The sequence below is a fragment of the Chryseobacterium metallicongregator genome (genome assembly GCF_031324065.1).
Taxonomy (GTDB): Bacteria; Bacteroidota; Bacteroidia; order Flavobacteriales; family Weeksellaceae; genus Chryseobacterium; species Chryseobacterium metallicongregator.
Map to the genome: position 1 here is coordinate 22,512 of NZ_JAVIXS010000021.1, position 17,988 is coordinate 40,499.

Consider the following 17,988-nt stretch of genomic DNA (forward strand, 5'->3'; position numbering starts at 1 on the left):
TTATTAGTATATAAATAATTCATAAATCTTATTAATAAAAAGGATGTTTTTCTTTTTTTCTGTCAAAAGTTCTCTACAAAAACTATCTTTGTGAAAATTAATAAAGACAGACACTACATGTTTTTAAAAAAAATAAAACCCTTCCTGTATTTAGGAATTTTCTATCTTATTATTTCATTGATAATAAGAACAATATTCTTTTTTCATCCTATTACTACCGCTAGTTTTGGATTTTTCGAAGTCGTAAAAGTTTTGCTCATAGGTCTGGTGAATGACGTTTTTGTTTTCATATTGGCCAGCTCTATTCTCGCCCTTTACTTCCTCTTTCTTTCCAATTCAAAATATAAAAAGCCTTACGGCTATCTTATTTTGGGAGCATTAGTTCTATTCTTCCTTTATATCTGGCTTGTTCCGAACAATATTTTCAAGCAGTATGGAGGTTCTATCATGGAAATTGCCCTTGTTTTCGTAGGAATAAAGACTCTTTTCTTCGGATTGATGCTGTTTCTTCCTACACAAAGAATTAAGATCCGTAATACATTATATTTCATTACATTACTATTATACGTTCTTCTGATTATTTTTAACGGAGTAAGTGAATACTTCTTCTACAATGAATTTGGGGTTCGTTATAATTTTATTGCTGTAGATTATCTTATTTATACCAATGAGGTCATTGGGAATATTATGGAAAGTTATCCGGTTGTTCCGTTATTTTCTGCCATCATGATCGTGACCCTTGCCATCACATGGTTTATTTATAAGAAAACAAAAGATGAATTGCTTGAGCTTCCCGATTTTAAACAAAAAATGGTTCTTCTGGGCAGTTTTATGGTACTATGTGCGCTGAGTGCACTGGCAATACCGTCTTTGATGCAAATCAAATCTGACAATGTTTTCGCAGACGAAATTGAAGCTAACGGACTTCCTAAGTTCTACTGGGCATTTACCCATAATGAGCTGGATTATTTCCAGTTTTACTCACAAATTAACCAACAGCAGGCCGAAAAGAATTTCTTAAGCCAATATCCACAACATACGTTATCAAGGACTGTAGCTGCTGAACAACCGGAAGTGAAGAAAAATGTAGTATTGATCTCTATTGAGAGTCTTTCTGCCGATTTCATGGAACACTATGGTAATACGCAAAAAATTACTCCTTTTCTGGATAGCCTTGCTGATAAATCATTAATGTTTACCAATCTGTATGCAACCGGAAACAGAACGGTTCGCGGCCTGGAAGCTTTGACATTATGTATTCCTCCTACCGCTGGAGAAAGCATCATCAAAAGAGATGACAATAAGAATAAATTCACAACCGGAAGTGTTTTCAAGTCTAAAGGATATGATGTTAAATTCTTATACGGCGGCTATAGCTATTTCGATAATATGCAGGACTTCTTCGGAGGAAACGGCTACGGTATCGTAGACAGAAATAACTTTAAACCTGAAGAAATTACTTTTGCCAATGTTTGGGGTGTTGCGGATGAAGATATGGCCAGAAAGGCTATTCAGGTGATGAATGCCGAAGCCAAGTCAGGAAAGCCGTTTTTCAATCACTGGATGACAGTTTCCAATCACAGACCGTTTACATATCCTGACGGAAGAATCGATATTCCTGGGACAGCAAAATCCCGTGAAGGCGGTGTAAAATATACGGATTACTCGCTTAAATTGTTCTTCGATATGGCTAAGAAACAAGACTGGTATAAAAACACAGTTTTTGTTATCATTGCAGACCACTGTGCATCCAGTGCCGGAAAAACAGAGCTTCCGATGGATAAATACAGAATTCCTGCTATGATTTTCTCTGAAGGATTTATTCAGCCGCAGAAATTCAATGCATTGATGTCTCAGATAGATGTTATGCCTACACTTATGGGATTATTAAATTTCAACTATCAGTCTAAATTTTTGGGCCAGGATGTCTTCAGACAGGAATTCCAACCTAAAGCATATGTGGCAACCTATCAGGATCTAGGATTTATCAAAGGAGAGCGTTTAACTATTATTTCGCCAGTAAAAAAAGTAAAACAATACTCCTTAGAACTGGAAAAAAGTGACCTGAAACCGGAATTCAAGCTGTATTACGACGAAAAATTATTAAAAGATCCAGATCAGAAACTGGTAGATGATGCTGTATCAGCTTATCAGTCTACGTCTTACTGGCTCAAAACAAAACAACTCAACAGATAAATATCTAGATATTTTCGCTTATAATCTGGTGTAAAATATTTAAATTAACCCATAAATTTATTGATATGAAATGGACAGACGACAGAGGCGGAAACGTTGATGACCGCCGTGGTTCAGGAGGCGGAAGTGGAGGTATGATTGTAGGAGGCGGACTCGGAACCTTAATTATAGCAGCCATCGTATTCTTTTTGGGAGGTGATCCGTCCGGTATTTTGAATTCCGGAGGAATACAGCCTTCAGGCAATACAGGAGAACAAAGAGAACTGACTGCCGAAGAAAAACAAATTGGAGAAATGGTTGATATGATGGCCAAATGGAATATTCTTACCTGGGATCAGATTTTTAAGGAAAATGGAATGACTTACAGTGCTCCTGAAGTGGTTCTTTTTGAAAATACAACTTCTTCAGCATGTGGTACAGCGCAATCTGCCATGGGACCTTTCTATTGCCCGGCCGATCAGAAAGTTTATATGGACATGAGTTTTTTTGGTGAGCTTCAGCAAAAATTCGGAGCTAAAGTAACAGAATTTACGGTAGCTTATGTTCTTGCCCACGAAGTAGGACATCATGTACAGACTCTCTTGGGAACTACTCAGAAAGTGGATGCGCTAAGAAGAAGCGGAAGATATTCCGAAGAACAGATGAACAGAGTATCCGTTGCTACAGAGTTACAGGCTGATTTCTATGCCGGAGTCTGGGCAAAAAGAACCAATGACAGCAAACATATTCTTGAACCCGGAGATATAGAATCTGCCATAGATGCTGCAGAAGCCGTTGGAGATGATAATATTCAGAAAAGAGCACAGGGATATGTGAATCAGGAAAGCTTTACCCATGGATCATCTGCACAACGTAAAGAATGGTTTATGAAAGGTTACAACACTGGTGATATCAGACAAGGTGATACTTTCAACCAACTATTAAAATAGTTTTATCACAATTATTGTGATGATATAAAATAAAATGCGGTCTTAGCTTAAGACCGCATTTTTTATTTATTGCAATTCGATTGGATTGGAATTTTTCTTGGCTTCTTCTTTTACCCTTTCTTCCATTCTCTTTCTCATATCGGAAGGATTCTGGTTTCCACCACCACCTCCGGGACCTCTCCCACCTCCGCCTACTCTCATCGGAGCACTGATCCCTCCTGCACCCTGACTCATGAATGACATTGGATCAGTTTTAAACTTTTGCTGCTGCTTTAAATAATCTGTTCTTTTTACTTTTAAAGTATTTCCAAACTGGTTCAATGTTGGAAACTCAGCAATTTTATAGTTTTTCATTAAATCAAAAGAATAATCTCCTTTATCATCTTCCACTTTTACAATCAGTCCAGGAAGCCCTCCGAACTTATAAGGTCCGTCCTGATAAGGAAGATCTGTCGTAAACCATGCAGTCCATTTTCTTCCTCCAAACTCGGTTTCAGCTTTCTGAACTTTGTAATCGCCAATTTTTCTGGTTTCTGATCCAATTTTCCAGTTCAGAGGTCTGTCTTCTTCATAGGAATAGATATCACGACCAATTCTGTCTTTGAAATAGGTCTTTTGATTTGTTTTATCTTTTTCAATGGAATAGTTGATATTGGTTCTCAATCCTTCCATCTGATCTCTGTTGATACTTCCTCTTCCGCCCCCACCTTGAAATGCTTTTTGCATAATGGAGTCTCTTTTGATTCTGTTTTCAGAATAAAACACTGATTTTTCCGGAGAAATATCCAGATAAGCATTTTCAGTTTTGATATCTGTTTTATTTTCAGCATCAGGCTTCATAGTCACCTGATACACAAACCTGTTTGTCTGTGCAGAAACATTCTGTATGAAGAGTGCCAATGCGATAATACCTAATTTTTTCATTTATATTTTTATTTATTTTAATTCAATTGGATTCTGTGCTATATTGGTAAAAGAAGGTATTTCTACAGATGAGCCTTGTGACATGGGTATTCCCTGATTGACTCCACCCATTCCGCCTCTGTGCATTCCACCACTTCCGTTGCCGCCTCCTCTCATTCCACCACCGTTCATTCCGCCGCCATGTTTTCCACCTCCGAAGTTCATATTTCCATCACCATTATTCCCGGCCATCGCTTTTTTGTTTTTACCAAACTCCAGTTCAAATGCTGCTTTATCACCATGGAAATTAATTCTTGTACTTTGCTTAGCATCAGCATTTATCTGTTCTTCAAAAGCATTTTTAAGCGTAAGCTTTTTCACAAGATCAAATTTATAATCTCCTTTGTCATCCTCCAGTTTTACAATCAGTCCTGGCAATCCTGAAAACTTGTAAGGACCGTCAGACAGTGGAATTTCTTTAGTAAACCAAGCTGTCCAGACTCTTCCTCCAAACTCGGCAACTGCTTTTTGGGCAGAATATCCATTCTGTTTCTCAATCATATTAGTGATTTCCCATTTTACAGGTCTGTCTTCCTGATAATAAATTTGTTTTCCGGAAGCCTTCTCATAATAATACACTTTCTGATCCGGAATGGTCTTAGTAATGAAATATTCAAAAAATGTAGGTTCAAAATGTTTTTTTCCTTCCATTTTTGAAAAATCTTTTTCCTCTTTCTTGTTTTCCTTTATTTCTGATCTTAGTTCTGCAAAAAGAGAGTCTCTTTTCAATTTATTTTCACTGATGAATAAGGAACGATCTCCTTTAACATCCAGAAAAGTTCTCTCACTTTTCATACTTACCAGATTGATTGAATCCGGATTTACCAAGGTTTCATAAACAAATCTGGTGGTCTGTCCATAGGATACAATGGTGAAAAACAATACAAAAAAAACTATTATTTTTTGTTTCATGACCAATTTTCTTTATAGATCGAAAATAAGATTCAAGGTTAAATCCTTAATGAAATCTTCACATTGAAAGGCTAAATTTATTATTTTTTAACATAATTTATCCTCTCAGAAATTGCTATTAATAACAGAATCATTAAAATAGATATCTTCGATTTGAGATTGCGGAAATTAGTTCGTATTTTTGCATCATTAAATCATTCTAAATAAATACAATGATAAAAGTATCAGACTATGCAAAGGAGAAAGCCATCCAGTTAATGACAGAAGATGGTTTTAACCCTGCTGAAGATTATATAAGAGTAGGGGTGAAAAGCGGCGGATGCTCTGGTTTAGAGTATGTTTTAAAGTTTGATAACCAAAAAACAGACACAGATCAGATTTTTGAAGATAATAACATTAAAATTATTATAGATAAAAAATCCATCCTTTATTTAGCAGGAACAACTCTTGAGTATTCAGGAGGATTGAACGGAAAAGGGTTTGTTTTCAACAACCCGAATGCATCCAGAACATGTGGGTGTGGGGAATCATTTAGTCTTTAGAGAAAAGACATTAGATCCTAGATTTCAGACCTCAGAGCTACTCTGGATTCTGAAATCTAAAATCTGAAATCTAAAAAAAAGTAATGAGTAAATATACAGAAGACGATTTAAGAGTCGATCTAGAAAATAAAAAATATGAATTCGGTTGGGAAACGAAGATTGATTATGAAGATTTCCCGATTGGTTTAAATGAGGACATCATCCGTGCCATCTCTGCTAAAAAAGAAGAACCGGAATGGATGACTGAATGGCGATTGGAATCTTTCAAAATCTGGCAGAAAATGGTAGAGCCTGAATGGGCCAATATCAAATATGAAAAACCAGATTTTCAGGCAATCCGTTATTACGCTGCTCCTAAAGTAAAGCCAGAACTGGCAAGTCTTGACGAAGTAGATCCTGAGTTGTTGAAGACATTCGCAAAGCTAGGGATTAATATCGAAGAGCAAAAAAGACTTTCCGGAGTTGCCGTAGATATTGTAATGGACTCAGTTTCTGTGAAAACCACTTTCCAGGATACATTGGCAGAGAAAGGAATTATTTTCTGTTCCATCTCTGAGGCTATTAAAAACCACCCTGATTTAGTAAGAAAATATCTTGGAAAAGTAGTTCCAAGAGGAGATAACTTTTATGCAGCATTGAATTCCGCAGTATTTTCTGACGGAAGTTTCTGTTATATTCCTAAAGGGGTAAAATGCCCTATGGAACTTTCTACTTATTTCCGTATCAACCAGGCAGGAACAGGACAGTTTGAAAGAACGCTTCTTGTAGCTGATGAAGGAAGTTATGTTTCTTATCTTGAAGGGTGTACAGCTCCATCAAGAGATGAAAACCAGCTTCACGCAGCAGTTGTAGAGCTTATTGCTTTAGACAATGCCGAGATCAAATATTCAACGGTACAGAACTGGTATCCTGGTAACGAAGAAGGAAAAGGAGGTGTATTCAACTTTGTAACGAAAAGAGGACTTTGCGAAAGAAATGCAAAAATCTCATGGACACAGGTAGAAACAGGTTCTGCAGTAACATGGAAATATCCGTCTTGTATCCTTAAAGGAGACAATTCTATCGGAGAATTCTACTCTATTGCAGTTACTAACAACCACCAGTATGCAGATACAGGAACAAAAATGATCCACATCGGAAAGAATACCAAATCAACGATTATTTCAAAAGGTATTTCTGCCGGGAAATCACAAAACTCATACAGAGGACAGGTGAAAGTAATGCCTTCAGCAAAAGGAGCAAGAAACTTCTCACAATGTGACTCTTTATTGATGGGTAATGAATGTGGAGCTCATACTTTCCCTTATATTGAAATCAAAGATCCTACAGCACAGTTAGAGCACGAGGCAACGACTTCAAAGATTGGGGAAGATCAGATTTTCTACTGTAACCAGAGAGGTATTGATACAGAAAGAGCCATTGCTCTGATTGTGAATGGTTTCAGCAAAGAAGTTTTGAACAAGCTTCCAATGGAATTTGCTATTGAAGCTCAGAAATTACTTGAGATTTCATTAGAAGGTTCAGTAGGATAATATGATCAAAAAAGAACCCTTCAGATAAAAACAAACTGATTTTAAAGGCAAGGTTTTCAGAGTTTTTATCTGATGATCAACCGTTATAAACGGAAATATAAGTTATAATCTTCGTTGAAGATTATTATAAACATAAAATATAAAAAGCTTCTGTCCGTCTATTGAGGAGATATCCTAATACAAAGACGATGTGTACCTAAAGGAAAGAAGCTCATACAATTATAAAAAGCAAAAGTTAGCAAGAATGTTACAAATTAAAGACCTTCACGCCAAAATTGAAGATGGCGCAGAAATATTAAAAGGTATTAATCTTGAAATAAAGCCGGGCGAAGTTCACGCGATCATGGGACCCAACGGAGCTGGTAAATCTACCCTTTCTTCTGTAATCGCAGGAAAAGAAGATTACGAAGTGACTGGTGGAGAAATTCTTTTCGAAGGACAAGACATCAGTGAAGAAGCTCCTGAAGATAGAGCTCACAAAGGGATTTTCCTTTCTTTCCAGTATCCAGTGGAAATTCCGGGAGTTTCTGTAACGAACTTTATCAAAGCTGCTTTGAACGAGACGAGAAAAGCAAACGGACTGGAAGAAATGCCGGCAAAAGAAATGCTTGCATTAATCCGCGAGAAATCTGAAAAATTAGGAATTAAAAAAGATTTCCTTTCAAGATCATTGAACGAGGGATTCTCCGGAGGTGAGAAGAAAAGAAATGAAATTTTCCAGATGATGATGCTTAATCCTAAGCTGGCTATTCTTGATGAAACAGATTCAGGATTGGATATCGATGCTTTAAGAATCGTGGCAGATGGAGTAAATCATTTTAAAAATGAAGGGAATGCAGTTCTTTTGATTACGCACTATCAGAGATTGCTAAACTATATTCAGCCTGATTTCGTTCACGTTTTAGCAGATGGAAAAATCATCAAAACAGGTGACAAGTCTTTAGCATTAGAACTTGAAGAAAAAGGTTACGACTGGCTTCTTAACTAAGAAGAATATATATTATTTCAGAGATAACCTTTTTTCACACTCATTCATACAATGTAGCAAAAAAGAGTCTCTACTATTAAAAATTGGGTTTCCTATTCCTCGGAATAACAATATTTTAGTTAATAAAAAAAGAAAAAATGGTGCAAACCACAGATATACCAGTAATGGCATTAAAAGAACAAATTATAGAGAACCATAATGAATTTTTGGAGAGTCTTCGTCACAGGTTTCTGGACGACAGCAGAAAAGCTGCTCTTCAAAGATTTGCAAACCTTGGTTTTCCGACAAAAAAAGACGAAGAATATAAATATACCAATCTAAAGGAAATCACGGAAAAAAGCTACAACTTCTTCCCGAAAGAGAGCCACAATATCACTAAAGAGCAGTTTGATGAACTGCACCTTGGAGAAGAAAACTTTGATTGGATTGTTTTTGTAAACGGTAAGCTTCACAAAGAGCTATCTAAGGTTTCTATTGAGAATGTAGAATTCCTTTCATTTAATTATGCATTGAATGATGAGAAGCATAAAGAGGTTTTTGAAAAGTATTTCAATACGATTGCTTCCAAAGAACAGGCTTTTACGAACCTGAACCTTGCTTACTGCAAATATGGTTTCTTCCTTAAAGTTCCTAAAAATGTAGTGATTGAAAAGCCAATCCACGTTTTTTATATTTCTCAGAATCAGGAGGAAAACACGTTTTACAATACAAGAAACCTTTTGATCGTAGAAGAAGGAGCTAAAGTAGAGGTCATTGAAAGCCATCACAATTTTGACAGCACTTACGTATTAACAAACTCTGTAACGGAGATCTTTACATACCCTAATGCAAAGGCTGACTGGCACAAACTTCAGAACGATAACAACACAACCTATCTTATCGACAATACTTTTGCAAGACAGGAGAAAGACAGTTTAACAACGGTAAACACATTCTCTTTCGGAGGTAAACTGGTAAGAAACAACCTTGATTTTATTCATAATGGATCTAATATCAATTCATTCATGAACGGAATCACCATTATCGGGAAAGATCAGTTGGTAGATCACCATACGGCGGTTCACCATAACTTCCCGAACTGTGAAAGTTACCAGAACTACAAAGGAATCTTTGATGGGAATGCTCACGGAGTTTTCAACGGAAAAGTTTTTGTGGACAAAATTGCTCAGAAAACAAATGCTTATCAGCAGAATAACAACGTATTGCTAAGCGAAGGGGCAAGTATTGATACCAAACCTCAGTTAGAAATCTTTGCAGACGATGTAAAATGTTCTCACGGTTGTACAGTAGGTCAATTGAATGAAGATGCTTTATTCTACCTGAGAGCAAGAGGAATTTCTAAAAAAGAAGCTCAGGCATTACTTTTATATGCTTTCGCTAATGATGCAATGCAAAACATTGATATAGAACCTCTAAAAGATAAAATTTCCAAGCTATTAGCTGAAAAATTAGGAGTTGATATAGAATTCTAAGACTTATATATATTGATACAAAAAGCACTTCTTTTCGAAGTGCTTTTTTATTTTTATTACAGATTATCTTTCTGTTTTATTTCTTTAACCAACCTTGGTTATCTTTATTATCCGAACGTTTCTTACCATTATCAAAATTATAAGCCAATCCTACGCCTAAAGTCTGCTTCAACTGGGTCTTCCATATCTGATTATGATCATACAAAAGATCCAGGGTAACATTGGTAGAAATATATTTATTGATTTTCATGCTTAAAACTCCGCTGTATCCAAGAACCAGTCTTTCCGGATGATCAAGATAATTTGAAAATACAGAAGCCGTATTCAGCAAGGTAATGTTCTCCATAATCTTCAGCTTATACATTGCTGTTCCCAGGAAACCGAATTGGAAAAGAGAAGAATCTCCATCATTTTTAAGACCATAAGTTCCCGCTTTCTGAAGATCTTCGTCTAAAACAAAAGTCCATCTTGCATTTGCCGGGCGTAAAGTCACGGTAAGATTGTCATTAGGACGATAAGTAACCCCAGCTCCTACACTCAGATATCCGGGAGCCATAAAATTAGAAATCTTTTTAGCATCAGGATTATTTCCATCTTCATAACCCGGAGCAAACTGAGTCTGAAGCCCTGCGCCTGCAGACAAATACCAATGCTTGGCAAATTCTCTACCATAGTTTGTAGACAGGTTAATAACATCCTGAGTCTTTCTTACTCCAGTTCCCTGCGTGTTATTTTGTCCGTAACCCAGAATAATAATATTTTCCCAAAGATCTTTCCCTTTTTCATACGTCAGGTTGTAATTAACACCAGCAAGCCACCCAACATTGTTGGCTCCACCTCCTACCCAGTTTGAAAAGGCAGCCTGATTAAGCATTAATGTATTTTGTCCCTGAATAGACCATGCTTTAACGGTGTCTGATGCCGGAGTTTCTGTCTTAGCCTCCTGAGCGAACGCTACAACCCCAAAAGAGATAGAACTGATCAATAAAAGTTTTTTCATAATGTTGATTTATTACAAATGTATAAATAATAATTTACGCCATCATAAAATTCACTTTAAAATGAATTTAACATAATCGAAAACAATATTACAAACAACTGAAAACAAGAGATTTACAACCAAAACCATTAACTATCAAACTTAAATCAACTTAAAACTACAGTATTTTAAAAAGAAAAAACACCTCATTTTTGAAGTGTTTTTAATTATAAAATAAGTTTTCTAAACTATTTTTTGATCCACCACTGGCTATCTTTACGATCAGAACGTTTTACCCCATTTTCCAGTGTATACGCAAATCCGATTCCAAGAGTCTGCTTCAGCTGTGTTTTTTCTATCTGATTATGATCGTAGAGTAAATCTACTGTTACATTGGATGAAATATATTTATTTACCTTCAGGTTTAATAGAGCTCCATAGGCAAGAACCAGCCTTTCCGGATGATCAAGATAATTTGAAAAGACAGAAGCTGTATTGGTTAAATAAATATCTTCCATTATTTTTAGTTTATACATGGCTGTACCCAGAAAACCGAATTGTAATAAAGAAGTATCTCCATCATTTTTTAAACCATAGCTCCCTGCTGTCTGAAGGTCTTTATCCAATACAAACGTCCATCTGGCGTTGGTAGGACGCAAAGTTACCGTAAGATCATCATTGGGCCTGTACGTGATACCCATCCCGACGTTTACATAGCCAGGAGCCATAAAGTTTGAGATTTTTTTGGCTTCAGGGTTATTTCCATCTTCATATCCTGCCGCAAACTGTGATTGCAAACCAGCTCCTAAAGAGAAGTACCAGCTTTTCGAAAATTTTCTCCCATAATTGGTAGAAACATTGATAACATCCTGTGTCTTTCTGATTCCAAGTCCTTTTGTATCATTCTGACCATACCCAAGAACAATGATATTTTCCCAGAGATCTTTGTCTTTTTCATAGGTGAGGTTATAATTGGTACCGGCTAGCCATCCGACGTTGTTGGCTCCACCTCCAACCCAGTTTGAAAAGGCAGCCTGGTTAATCATTAATGTATTTTTTCCTAAAACCGACCAGTATTTAACAGTGTCTACTACTACGGAATCTTTTTTCAATTCTTCTTGTGCACTAGCATATATTCCTATAAAACAGGAAAGAATCAATAAAAACTTCTTCATTACTCTAAATAATTTTCAATGCAAAAATATTAATATAATTTTTTTTAAAGGTAAATTCAGCTGTAAAAGAATCGAATTTCAATAAAGTTTAATCTCCTCATAACAAGATATTTCTATAAAATCAATGCCAAAATAATAAGTTCAAAAGTTAAATTTAATACCTTTTGTCTTAAAATCAGATCGGTAGGAACGAATTCATCGACAAATTTTCCGAAATTTATTATTGGCTTTTGATTTGACGTAAAATCCACATGTTCAAAAATGTAATTTCCAAAAGAGCGGTTATATACCCATTACTGATGCTTTCAGCGATGTGGTTCGGGTATTTTTTACAAATGCAGGGCTTTTTTCAAAGCTGTTTTGGAGCCATTATTCCTCTCTTACCTGAGGGATTGCTTGGCGTGGTTACTTCTCCCCTTTTACATGGAAATATTGATCATATTATAGGAAATTCTATTCCCATAGCAGCACTTATGTTTTTGCTGTATCAGTTTTATCCATTGGTTGCCAACAAAGTCTTTATCATCGGCTGGCTGGCAACGGGACTTTTGGTATGGCTTCTTCCTCCCATTGATATTCTTACAGGTGAATATATGTACACTTGTACCATCGGAGCCAGTGGTGTAGTTTATGTACTCGCTTTTTTCCTATTCTTAAGCGGGGTATTTAAATGGAATACGAAACTTCTCACTATTTCAATGCTTGTTGTGCTTTATTATGGCAGTTTGATTTGGGGGATGCTTCCCGAAGAATTGTTTTACAATATGCAGGAACCGAGTAAAATTTCATGGCAGGCCCATCTTTCCGGAGCTGTAGTAGGCAGTATTATTGCATTTGCTTTTAAAAATGTCGGCGAAAAGAAGAAAAAGTTCATCTGGGAGTTTCCGAATTATTACAGCGAAAAGGATGATAAATTGTGGCAGGAATACAAAGAAAATCATCCTGAAGACTTTATGGAACTTCCTTACAAGAAAAAAGATGATATATGGGATCATTTGGATGAATTGAGAAAAAGATAAAACTTATTTCATTACATTTGAAAAAAAACACACATGACCTCCGAAGAATACTTTTATGCCATCGCCCTCCACGAATGCAGCCAGATTGGTGATATTCATTTTCATAAACTTGTCCGTACTTTTGGAAGCGCTCAGGAAGCCTGGAAAAGAGCAAAAAAAGAATATAAAAGACTGGAAGGAATAGGACAAAGAACAGTCTCGGATATTGGAAATAAGTCTCATTTGAAATTCGCAGAAGAAGAATTAAATTTTTGCGAAAAAAATAATATTCAAATCAGGTTAAAACATCTCAAAGAAATCCCTTCTCTACTTAATGAATGTAATGATGCTCCGGCTATTCTTTATCAAAAAGGGAATATTGAGAATGCACTGCCCAAGGTAAGTATTGTAGGAACTCGAAATATGACAACTTATGGAAAACAGTTTATTGAAGACTTCTTCAAAGCAACACAATCTTCAAAATATACATCTGTAAGCGGTCTTGCTTTAGGCATCGACAAAGAAGTTCACGAACAGTCTATTTGTCATCAAAAACCCACTGTAGCAGTTCTTGCACATGGTTTTCAATATTTATATCCGGCAACAAACAGAAAACTTTCTGAGAAAATTTTACAGGAAGGAGGTGCATTAATAACGGAGTTCAGCTCTTCCAGAAAGCCAGATCGGGAAAACTTCATCCAAAGAAACAGAATCGTGGCAGGAATATCTCCGGCAACTATTGTAGTGGAAACAGGTTTTGGAGGAGGTTCTGTGAGCACAGCAACATTTGCTAATGATTATAACCGTGATGTTTTTGCTCTGCCTGGAAAAATTACGGAAAGCAATAGCCAGGGATGTAATCAGCTGATTTTCCATAATAAAGCAACCGCTATTTCTACCATAAAAGATCTTATTGGACTCCTTGGATTAAATGATCCTAAAGAAAAAATAGAAGAGTTATTTCCTTATAGCGAGACAAAACCACAATTATCTGACAATCAGAAATTAATATATCAATCTATTCAATCTTATCCTCAAATTTGTTTAGACGATCTCTCACTGAGAATTGATCTCCCTACCCATAAAATCTTACCAATAATTTTAGAATTGGAACTTTTAGGGAAAGTAAAATCATTTTCCGGGAGGCAATTCATCGCAATTTAAGATTTAACGATTTCTTAATATTGCATTATTTCACATATAACATTTCATTTTTAATAAAATTTGAACATAAATTATCAATTTAATAATATTACGGAACATTATTATTTAATTTTTAACAATGTTAAAATATAGTATTGTGAATCTTGAAAAAAAAATTAAATTTGTTGACAATAATATTCAACCTTAATATATGGAACAATATAATATTGACCAGAAAATCCAAGAGTTTATTGCAAAAATTGAAGCAAAAAATCCTAACGAACCGGAATTTTTACAGGCTGTAAAAGAAGTTGCCGTAACCGTAATTCCATTCATTGCTACTAAAAAAGAATATACCGGAATGAAGCTGCTTGAAAGAATGGCTGAAGCTGAAAGAATTATTATTTTCAGAGTTCCATGGGTTGATGACAAAGGAGAAATTCAGGTTAACAGAGGTTTCAGAATTCAAATGAACTCTGCTATTGGACCATACAAAGGAGGAATCCGTTTCCACCCTACTGTAAACTTATCTGTTCTTAAATTCTTAGCGTTCGAACAAGTATTCAAAAACTCTTTGACAACTCTTCCAATGGGAGGTGGTAAAGGAGGTTCAGATTTCGATCCACAAGGAAAATCTGATATGGAAGTAATGCGTTTCTGCCAGGCTTTCATGACCGAATTATGTAAGCACATCGGCCCTGAAACAGACGTACCTGCAGGAGATATCGGTGTTGGAGCAAGAGAAATCGGATATTTATTCGGTCAGTACAAGAAAATCAGAAATGAGTTTACCGGAGTTCTTACAGGAAAAGGTCTTGCTTATGGAGGTTCATTAATCCGTCCTGAAGCTACAGGATACGGTGTAGTATACTTCGCAGAGCAGATGCTTAAAACGATCGGACAGAATTTCCAGGATAAAATCGTAACAGTATCAGGTTTCGGAAACGTAGCTTGGGGAGTTATCAAAAAAGCAACTGAACTAGGAGCTAAAGTAGTAACAATCTCTGGACCAGACGGATACATCTATGATAAAGACGGTATCAGCGGAGAAAAGATCGATTATTTATTGGAGCTTAGATCTTCAGGAAATAACAGAGCTGAAGACTATGCTAAAAAATATCCTTCAGCTGAGTTCCATGCTGGAAAACGTCCTTGGGATGTGAAGTGTGATGTTGCTTTCCCTTCTGCAACTCAAAACGAACTAGATTTAGATGATGCAAGAAAATTAGTTGAAAACGGATGTGTTTGTGTAACTGAAGCGGCTAATATGCCTTCTACACTAGATGCCATCAACTATTTCTTAGACAATAAAGTATTATTCTCTCCTGGTAAGGCTTCCAACGCTGGAGGTGTTGCTACATCAGGATTAGAAATGACTCAGAACTCTATCCGTCTTAACTGGACTTCTGAAGAAGTTGATGCAAGATTAAAGGAAATCATGATCGGTATCCACAAAGCTTGTAGAGACTACGGAAAAGACGAAGACGGTTATGTAAACTACGTAAAAGGTGCAAATATTGCCGGCTTCGTAAAAGTAGCAGAAGCAATGTTGGCTCAAGGAGTTGTGTAACAAAAAAAACAAAGGTTGGGAAAAACTCCCGACCTTTTTTGATATAGCCTGTTCCCGGGATAATGGGAAAAAAGTAAAAAGTGAAAGGAGAAAGCGCTGCTATATGCAGTGCTTTTTTTATTTTTATATCATGCAAAACACCTTTAAAAATATTGATGAATACATTCTTCTGTTCCCGATAGAAGTACAGAAAAAATTGATTGAACTCAGAAAAGCCATCCATTTACAGATTCCGGATTTGGAAGAATATATTGGATATCAGATGCCTGCTTTTCGATACAAAGGAAAACCATTAATTTATTTTGCGGGATATAAAAAACATATCGGATTCTATCCCGGAGCTGAAGGTATCCGTAATTTTGAAAAAGATTTTAAAGAAAGAAAATATAAATTTTCAAAAGGGGCCGTTCAATTTCCAATCACTGAAAATCTGCCACTGGATCTGATCACTAAGATCCTCCGGTTCAAAACAAAAGAAATCGAACAAAAAAAATCCTGAAATACAAGATTTCAGGATTCCGACTAGTGTTTGCTAAAGTGCTTTTACTTTTTCTTCTTTTTGTCTTTCTTCTCTTCTTTAGGAGCATCTGCAGGTTTAGTGGCATCAGTAGGCGTTGTACTTACTGATGGATCCGTTGCAGGTGCAGTTTCCATTGTAGTTGCAGGTGATTTTTCCTGTTGATTCTTCTGATCCGAAGGACTTGTAGTCTGTGTATTCGGTTGTTGAGTTTGAGTTGTCGTAGTGTTATTAGTAGAAGTATCGGCCGGCTTTTGTGGTGTTGATTGTGCTGATACTGCGATTACTCCGACTAATGTAAACGCTGCCGTTAAAAATAACTTTTTCATAATGTAATATTTAAATGATTGTTTAACTTAAACGAGTCATCATTTATAAAATTATGTGTAAAAGACTTATTTAACGTACTTTATAATTATTTAAGAGGAATTTGCAAAAATCAGTTCAGATGATTGGACTGGAAGCGAGATGCTGGAAACTGGAAGTTTATTTCAGTGAAAATATTAGCTGAAATGGTCTATTATCAAGACTTCCTGCTTCAAGCATCCAGCTCCCCGCCTTAGGTTTACTTCGTCACATTCTTCATCATTTTTTCTACGAATTCAAATGCTGCAGGACAGATAACAGTATTTTTCAGCATCAAATTATTGATCTGATAAATCTTTTTACGGTCTGTATGAGGATATTCACGACAGGCTTTTGGTCTTACATCGTAGATAGAACATGTATTATCGTTGTTCAGAAAAAAACAGGGAAGATTCTGTAATACTTTATCATTATCTTCATCTACTCTTAAAAACTTTGCTTCAAAGTCTGCAAACTTCATTCGAAGATGTTTGGAAATTCTTTCAATATCTTTTTCGGTATAGAGAGGTCCCGTTGTTTTGCAGCAATTGGCACACTGCAAACAGTCTATTTCTTCAAAAACTTCATCATGTGTTTCCTGCACTATATAATCGAGATTTTTGGGCGGTTTTTTCTTTAATCCGTCCAGAAATTTCTTGTGTTCTTTCTGCTTTTGTATCGCCTGTTTTTTATAAAAATCTAAATCCATTTATTCTTTGTTTCTCACGGACTCCGGAAGTTCTTCTTTTTTATACTCGTTAATTTTATCCAGATCCAGTACCGTTGAAAGATTTTCTTTGTTTGGATAATACATCGGAACAAATTTAGCTCCGTATACAATTTCTCCTGTAGTATACGACGATCTTTGAACCACCGTATTTGAAAAGACTTCGTCAAATGCGCGTACCTGTACGATAAGCTCAATATCTGTATTTTTAAAATCTTCTTCAGAAAAACCGTAAAACGGAGAGTTTTCATCAATTTTATGCACTACAGTCCAGTTGAGAGCCAAAGTATTGATCTTACTCATCTGCGTGGTAAGTCTGTAAAAATTACTTTTGGCAACTCCATTTTCCATAACCTCAATGGCTACAGTAACAATTACGTCTGCATCCGTCAATGCATTATTTTTATAGGGAGCAAGCCTGAACATCAATGCTGAAGATTCCTGAAAAGGAGCAATAACTGCAATATCAGAAAATCTAAGGTATGCACGAGGTCTTGAAAATCTTCCATAAAAAAGTCCTGTTGCAATGGCAAAGGTAAGCAATCCCAGAAAAGCTTCAAAAGTTGCTACAAGACTTGCCAAAAATCCTACCGGAGCGATTCTCCCATATCCAACCGTGGTGAATGTCTGAGAACTGAAGAAAAAGACATCAATAAATTCATTGAGTGGATCACTCTTATCTATTCCTGTAAGGTGCTCTACCCCAATCAGGTAATAGATCATGGCAAACAGTAGATTAATGAGAATATAAGCGATAACCAAATAAGAAATAAATCGAAATGAGGATAAATTCAGCATGGTGTGATACCAGCTTAACCTGTTGAACACATTCACACCCCTTCTCTGAACATTCGGGAGACCATCTTTATTGATGAACCTTCCTGAGGCATTGGTTCCGAAACCACTGTTCTCCGCATTTTTCTGACGGATCTTTTTTCTGAATCCTCCTGTCATTTTTTAATCATTTTGACTTTGTTATATTATGATTTTCCTCTACCAA

At 36.1% G+C, this 17,988-nt stretch carries 17 protein-coding genes; 10 read left to right on the forward strand and 7 right to left on the reverse strand.

The genetic code is table 11. The features are described 5' to 3' along the window. Window positions 1-117: 117 nt before the first annotated feature. Window positions 118-2,196, forward strand: coding sequence for an alkaline phosphatase family protein (locus tag REB14_RS22405; protein ID WP_079240015.1), 2,079 nt, complete (start codon window positions 118-120; stop codon window positions 2,194-2,196). A 65-nt stretch (window positions 2,197-2,261) separates the two neighbouring features. After that, window positions 2,262-3,125 (forward strand): KPN_02809 family neutral zinc metallopeptidase, encoded by an 864-nt coding sequence (ypfJ, locus tag REB14_RS22410; protein ID WP_079240014.1) that lies wholly within the window; start codon window positions 2,262-2,264, stop codon window positions 3,123-3,125. A 66-nt stretch (window positions 3,126-3,191) separates the two neighbouring features. Here the strand turns inward: ypfJ and REB14_RS22415 are convergent, their stop codons facing one another. Continuing rightward, window positions 3,192-4,049, reverse strand: coding sequence for a GLPGLI family protein (locus tag REB14_RS22415; protein ID WP_309523343.1), 858 nt, complete (start codon window positions 4,047-4,049; stop codon window positions 3,192-3,194). 12 nt (window positions 4,050-4,061) lie between these two features. Beyond that, entirely contained in the window at window positions 4,062-5,000 is a 939-nt protein-coding gene (locus REB14_RS22420) for a GLPGLI family protein (protein ID WP_309523344.1), read from the reverse strand. 212 nt (window positions 5,001-5,212) lie between these two features. On the opposite strand from REB14_RS22420, the gene REB14_RS22425 reads away from it, so the two are divergent. The 4 genes from REB14_RS22425 to sufD all read left to right on the forward strand — a co-directional run bounded on the left by REB14_RS22425 (window position 5,213) and on the right by sufD (window position 9,534). Further along, window positions 5,213-5,542 (forward strand): HesB/IscA family protein, encoded by a 330-nt coding sequence (locus tag REB14_RS22425; protein WP_027372006.1) that lies wholly within the window; start codon window positions 5,213-5,215, stop codon window positions 5,540-5,542. An 83-nt stretch (window positions 5,543-5,625) separates the two neighbouring features. After that, window positions 5,626-7,074, forward strand: a complete 1,449-nt coding sequence (sufB, locus tag REB14_RS22430; protein ID WP_034691827.1) for a Fe-S cluster assembly protein SufB — start codon at window positions 5,626-5,628, stop codon at window positions 7,072-7,074. A gap of 244 nt (window positions 7,075-7,318) precedes the next feature. Further along, on the forward strand, window positions 7,319-8,062 hold the full coding sequence (gene sufC / locus REB14_RS22435; protein WP_034691829.1) for a Fe-S cluster assembly ATPase SufC: 744 nt from the start codon (window positions 7,319-7,321) through the stop codon (window positions 8,060-8,062). Between the two features lie 164 nt (window positions 8,063-8,226). Continuing rightward, entirely contained in the window at window positions 8,227-9,534 is a 1,308-nt protein-coding gene (gene sufD / locus REB14_RS22440) for a Fe-S cluster assembly protein SufD (RefSeq protein ID WP_079243818.1), read from the forward strand. Window positions 9,535-9,610: 76 nt separating this feature from the next. Here the strand turns inward: sufD and REB14_RS22445 are convergent, their stop codons facing one another. After that, window positions 9,611-10,534 carry a DUF3078 domain-containing protein gene (locus REB14_RS22445; protein ID WP_079240011.1) on the reverse strand — a complete coding sequence of 308 codons (924 nt, stop codon included), beginning with the start codon at window positions 10,532-10,534 and terminating at the stop codon, window positions 9,611-9,613. A gap of 227 nt (window positions 10,535-10,761) precedes the next feature. Beyond that, on the reverse strand, window positions 10,762-11,688 hold the full coding sequence (locus tag REB14_RS22450; protein ID WP_079240010.1) for a DUF3078 domain-containing protein: 927 nt from the start codon (window positions 11,686-11,688) through the stop codon (window positions 10,762-10,764). Between the two features lie 251 nt (window positions 11,689-11,939). Between REB14_RS22450 and REB14_RS22455 the strand changes: the two genes are divergently transcribed. The 4 genes from REB14_RS22455 (at window position 11,940) to REB14_RS22470 (ending at window position 15,898) form a co-directional block, all read left to right on the forward strand. After that, window positions 11,940-12,707 carry a rhomboid family intramembrane serine protease gene (locus tag REB14_RS22455; protein ID WP_309523345.1) on the forward strand — a complete coding sequence of 256 codons (768 nt, stop codon included), beginning with the start codon at window positions 11,940-11,942 and terminating at the stop codon, window positions 12,705-12,707. Window positions 12,708-12,740: 33 nt separating this feature from the next. Further along, entirely contained in the window at window positions 12,741-13,850 is a 1,110-nt protein-coding gene (gene dprA, locus REB14_RS22460; protein WP_309523346.1) for a DNA-processing protein DprA, read from the forward strand. Between the two features lie 190 nt (window positions 13,851-14,040). After that, window positions 14,041-15,399 (forward strand): NADP-specific glutamate dehydrogenase, encoded by a 1,359-nt coding sequence (gene gdhA, locus REB14_RS22465; protein WP_079243812.1) that lies wholly within the window; start codon window positions 14,041-14,043, stop codon window positions 15,397-15,399. Window positions 15,400-15,529: 130 nt separating this feature from the next. After that, window positions 15,530-15,898: an iron chaperone gene (locus tag REB14_RS22470; RefSeq protein WP_079244037.1), complete on the forward strand. Its 369-nt coding sequence runs from the start codon at window positions 15,530-15,532 to the stop codon at window positions 15,896-15,898. A 44-nt stretch (window positions 15,899-15,942) separates the two neighbouring features. Here the strand turns inward: REB14_RS22470 and REB14_RS22475 are convergent, their stop codons facing one another. The 3 genes from REB14_RS22475 to REB14_RS22485 all read right to left on the reverse strand — a co-directional run bounded on the left by REB14_RS22475 (window position 15,943) and on the right by REB14_RS22485 (window position 17,942). Next, window positions 15,943-16,245 carry a hypothetical protein gene (locus tag REB14_RS22475; RefSeq protein WP_034691849.1) on the reverse strand — a complete coding sequence of 101 codons (303 nt, stop codon included), beginning with the start codon at window positions 16,243-16,245 and terminating at the stop codon, window positions 15,943-15,945. Between the two features lie 236 nt (window positions 16,246-16,481). Next, the gene (locus REB14_RS22480) at window positions 16,482-16,970 is read right to left on the reverse strand and encodes a YkgJ family cysteine cluster protein (protein ID WP_309523347.1); all 489 of its coding nucleotides are present in this window, start codon (window positions 16,968-16,970) and stop codon (window positions 16,482-16,484) included. After that, window positions 16,971-17,942, reverse strand: coding sequence for an ion channel (locus tag REB14_RS22485; protein WP_309523348.1), 972 nt, complete (start codon window positions 17,940-17,942; stop codon window positions 16,971-16,973). Between the last annotated feature and the right edge of the window lie 46 nt (window positions 17,943-17,988).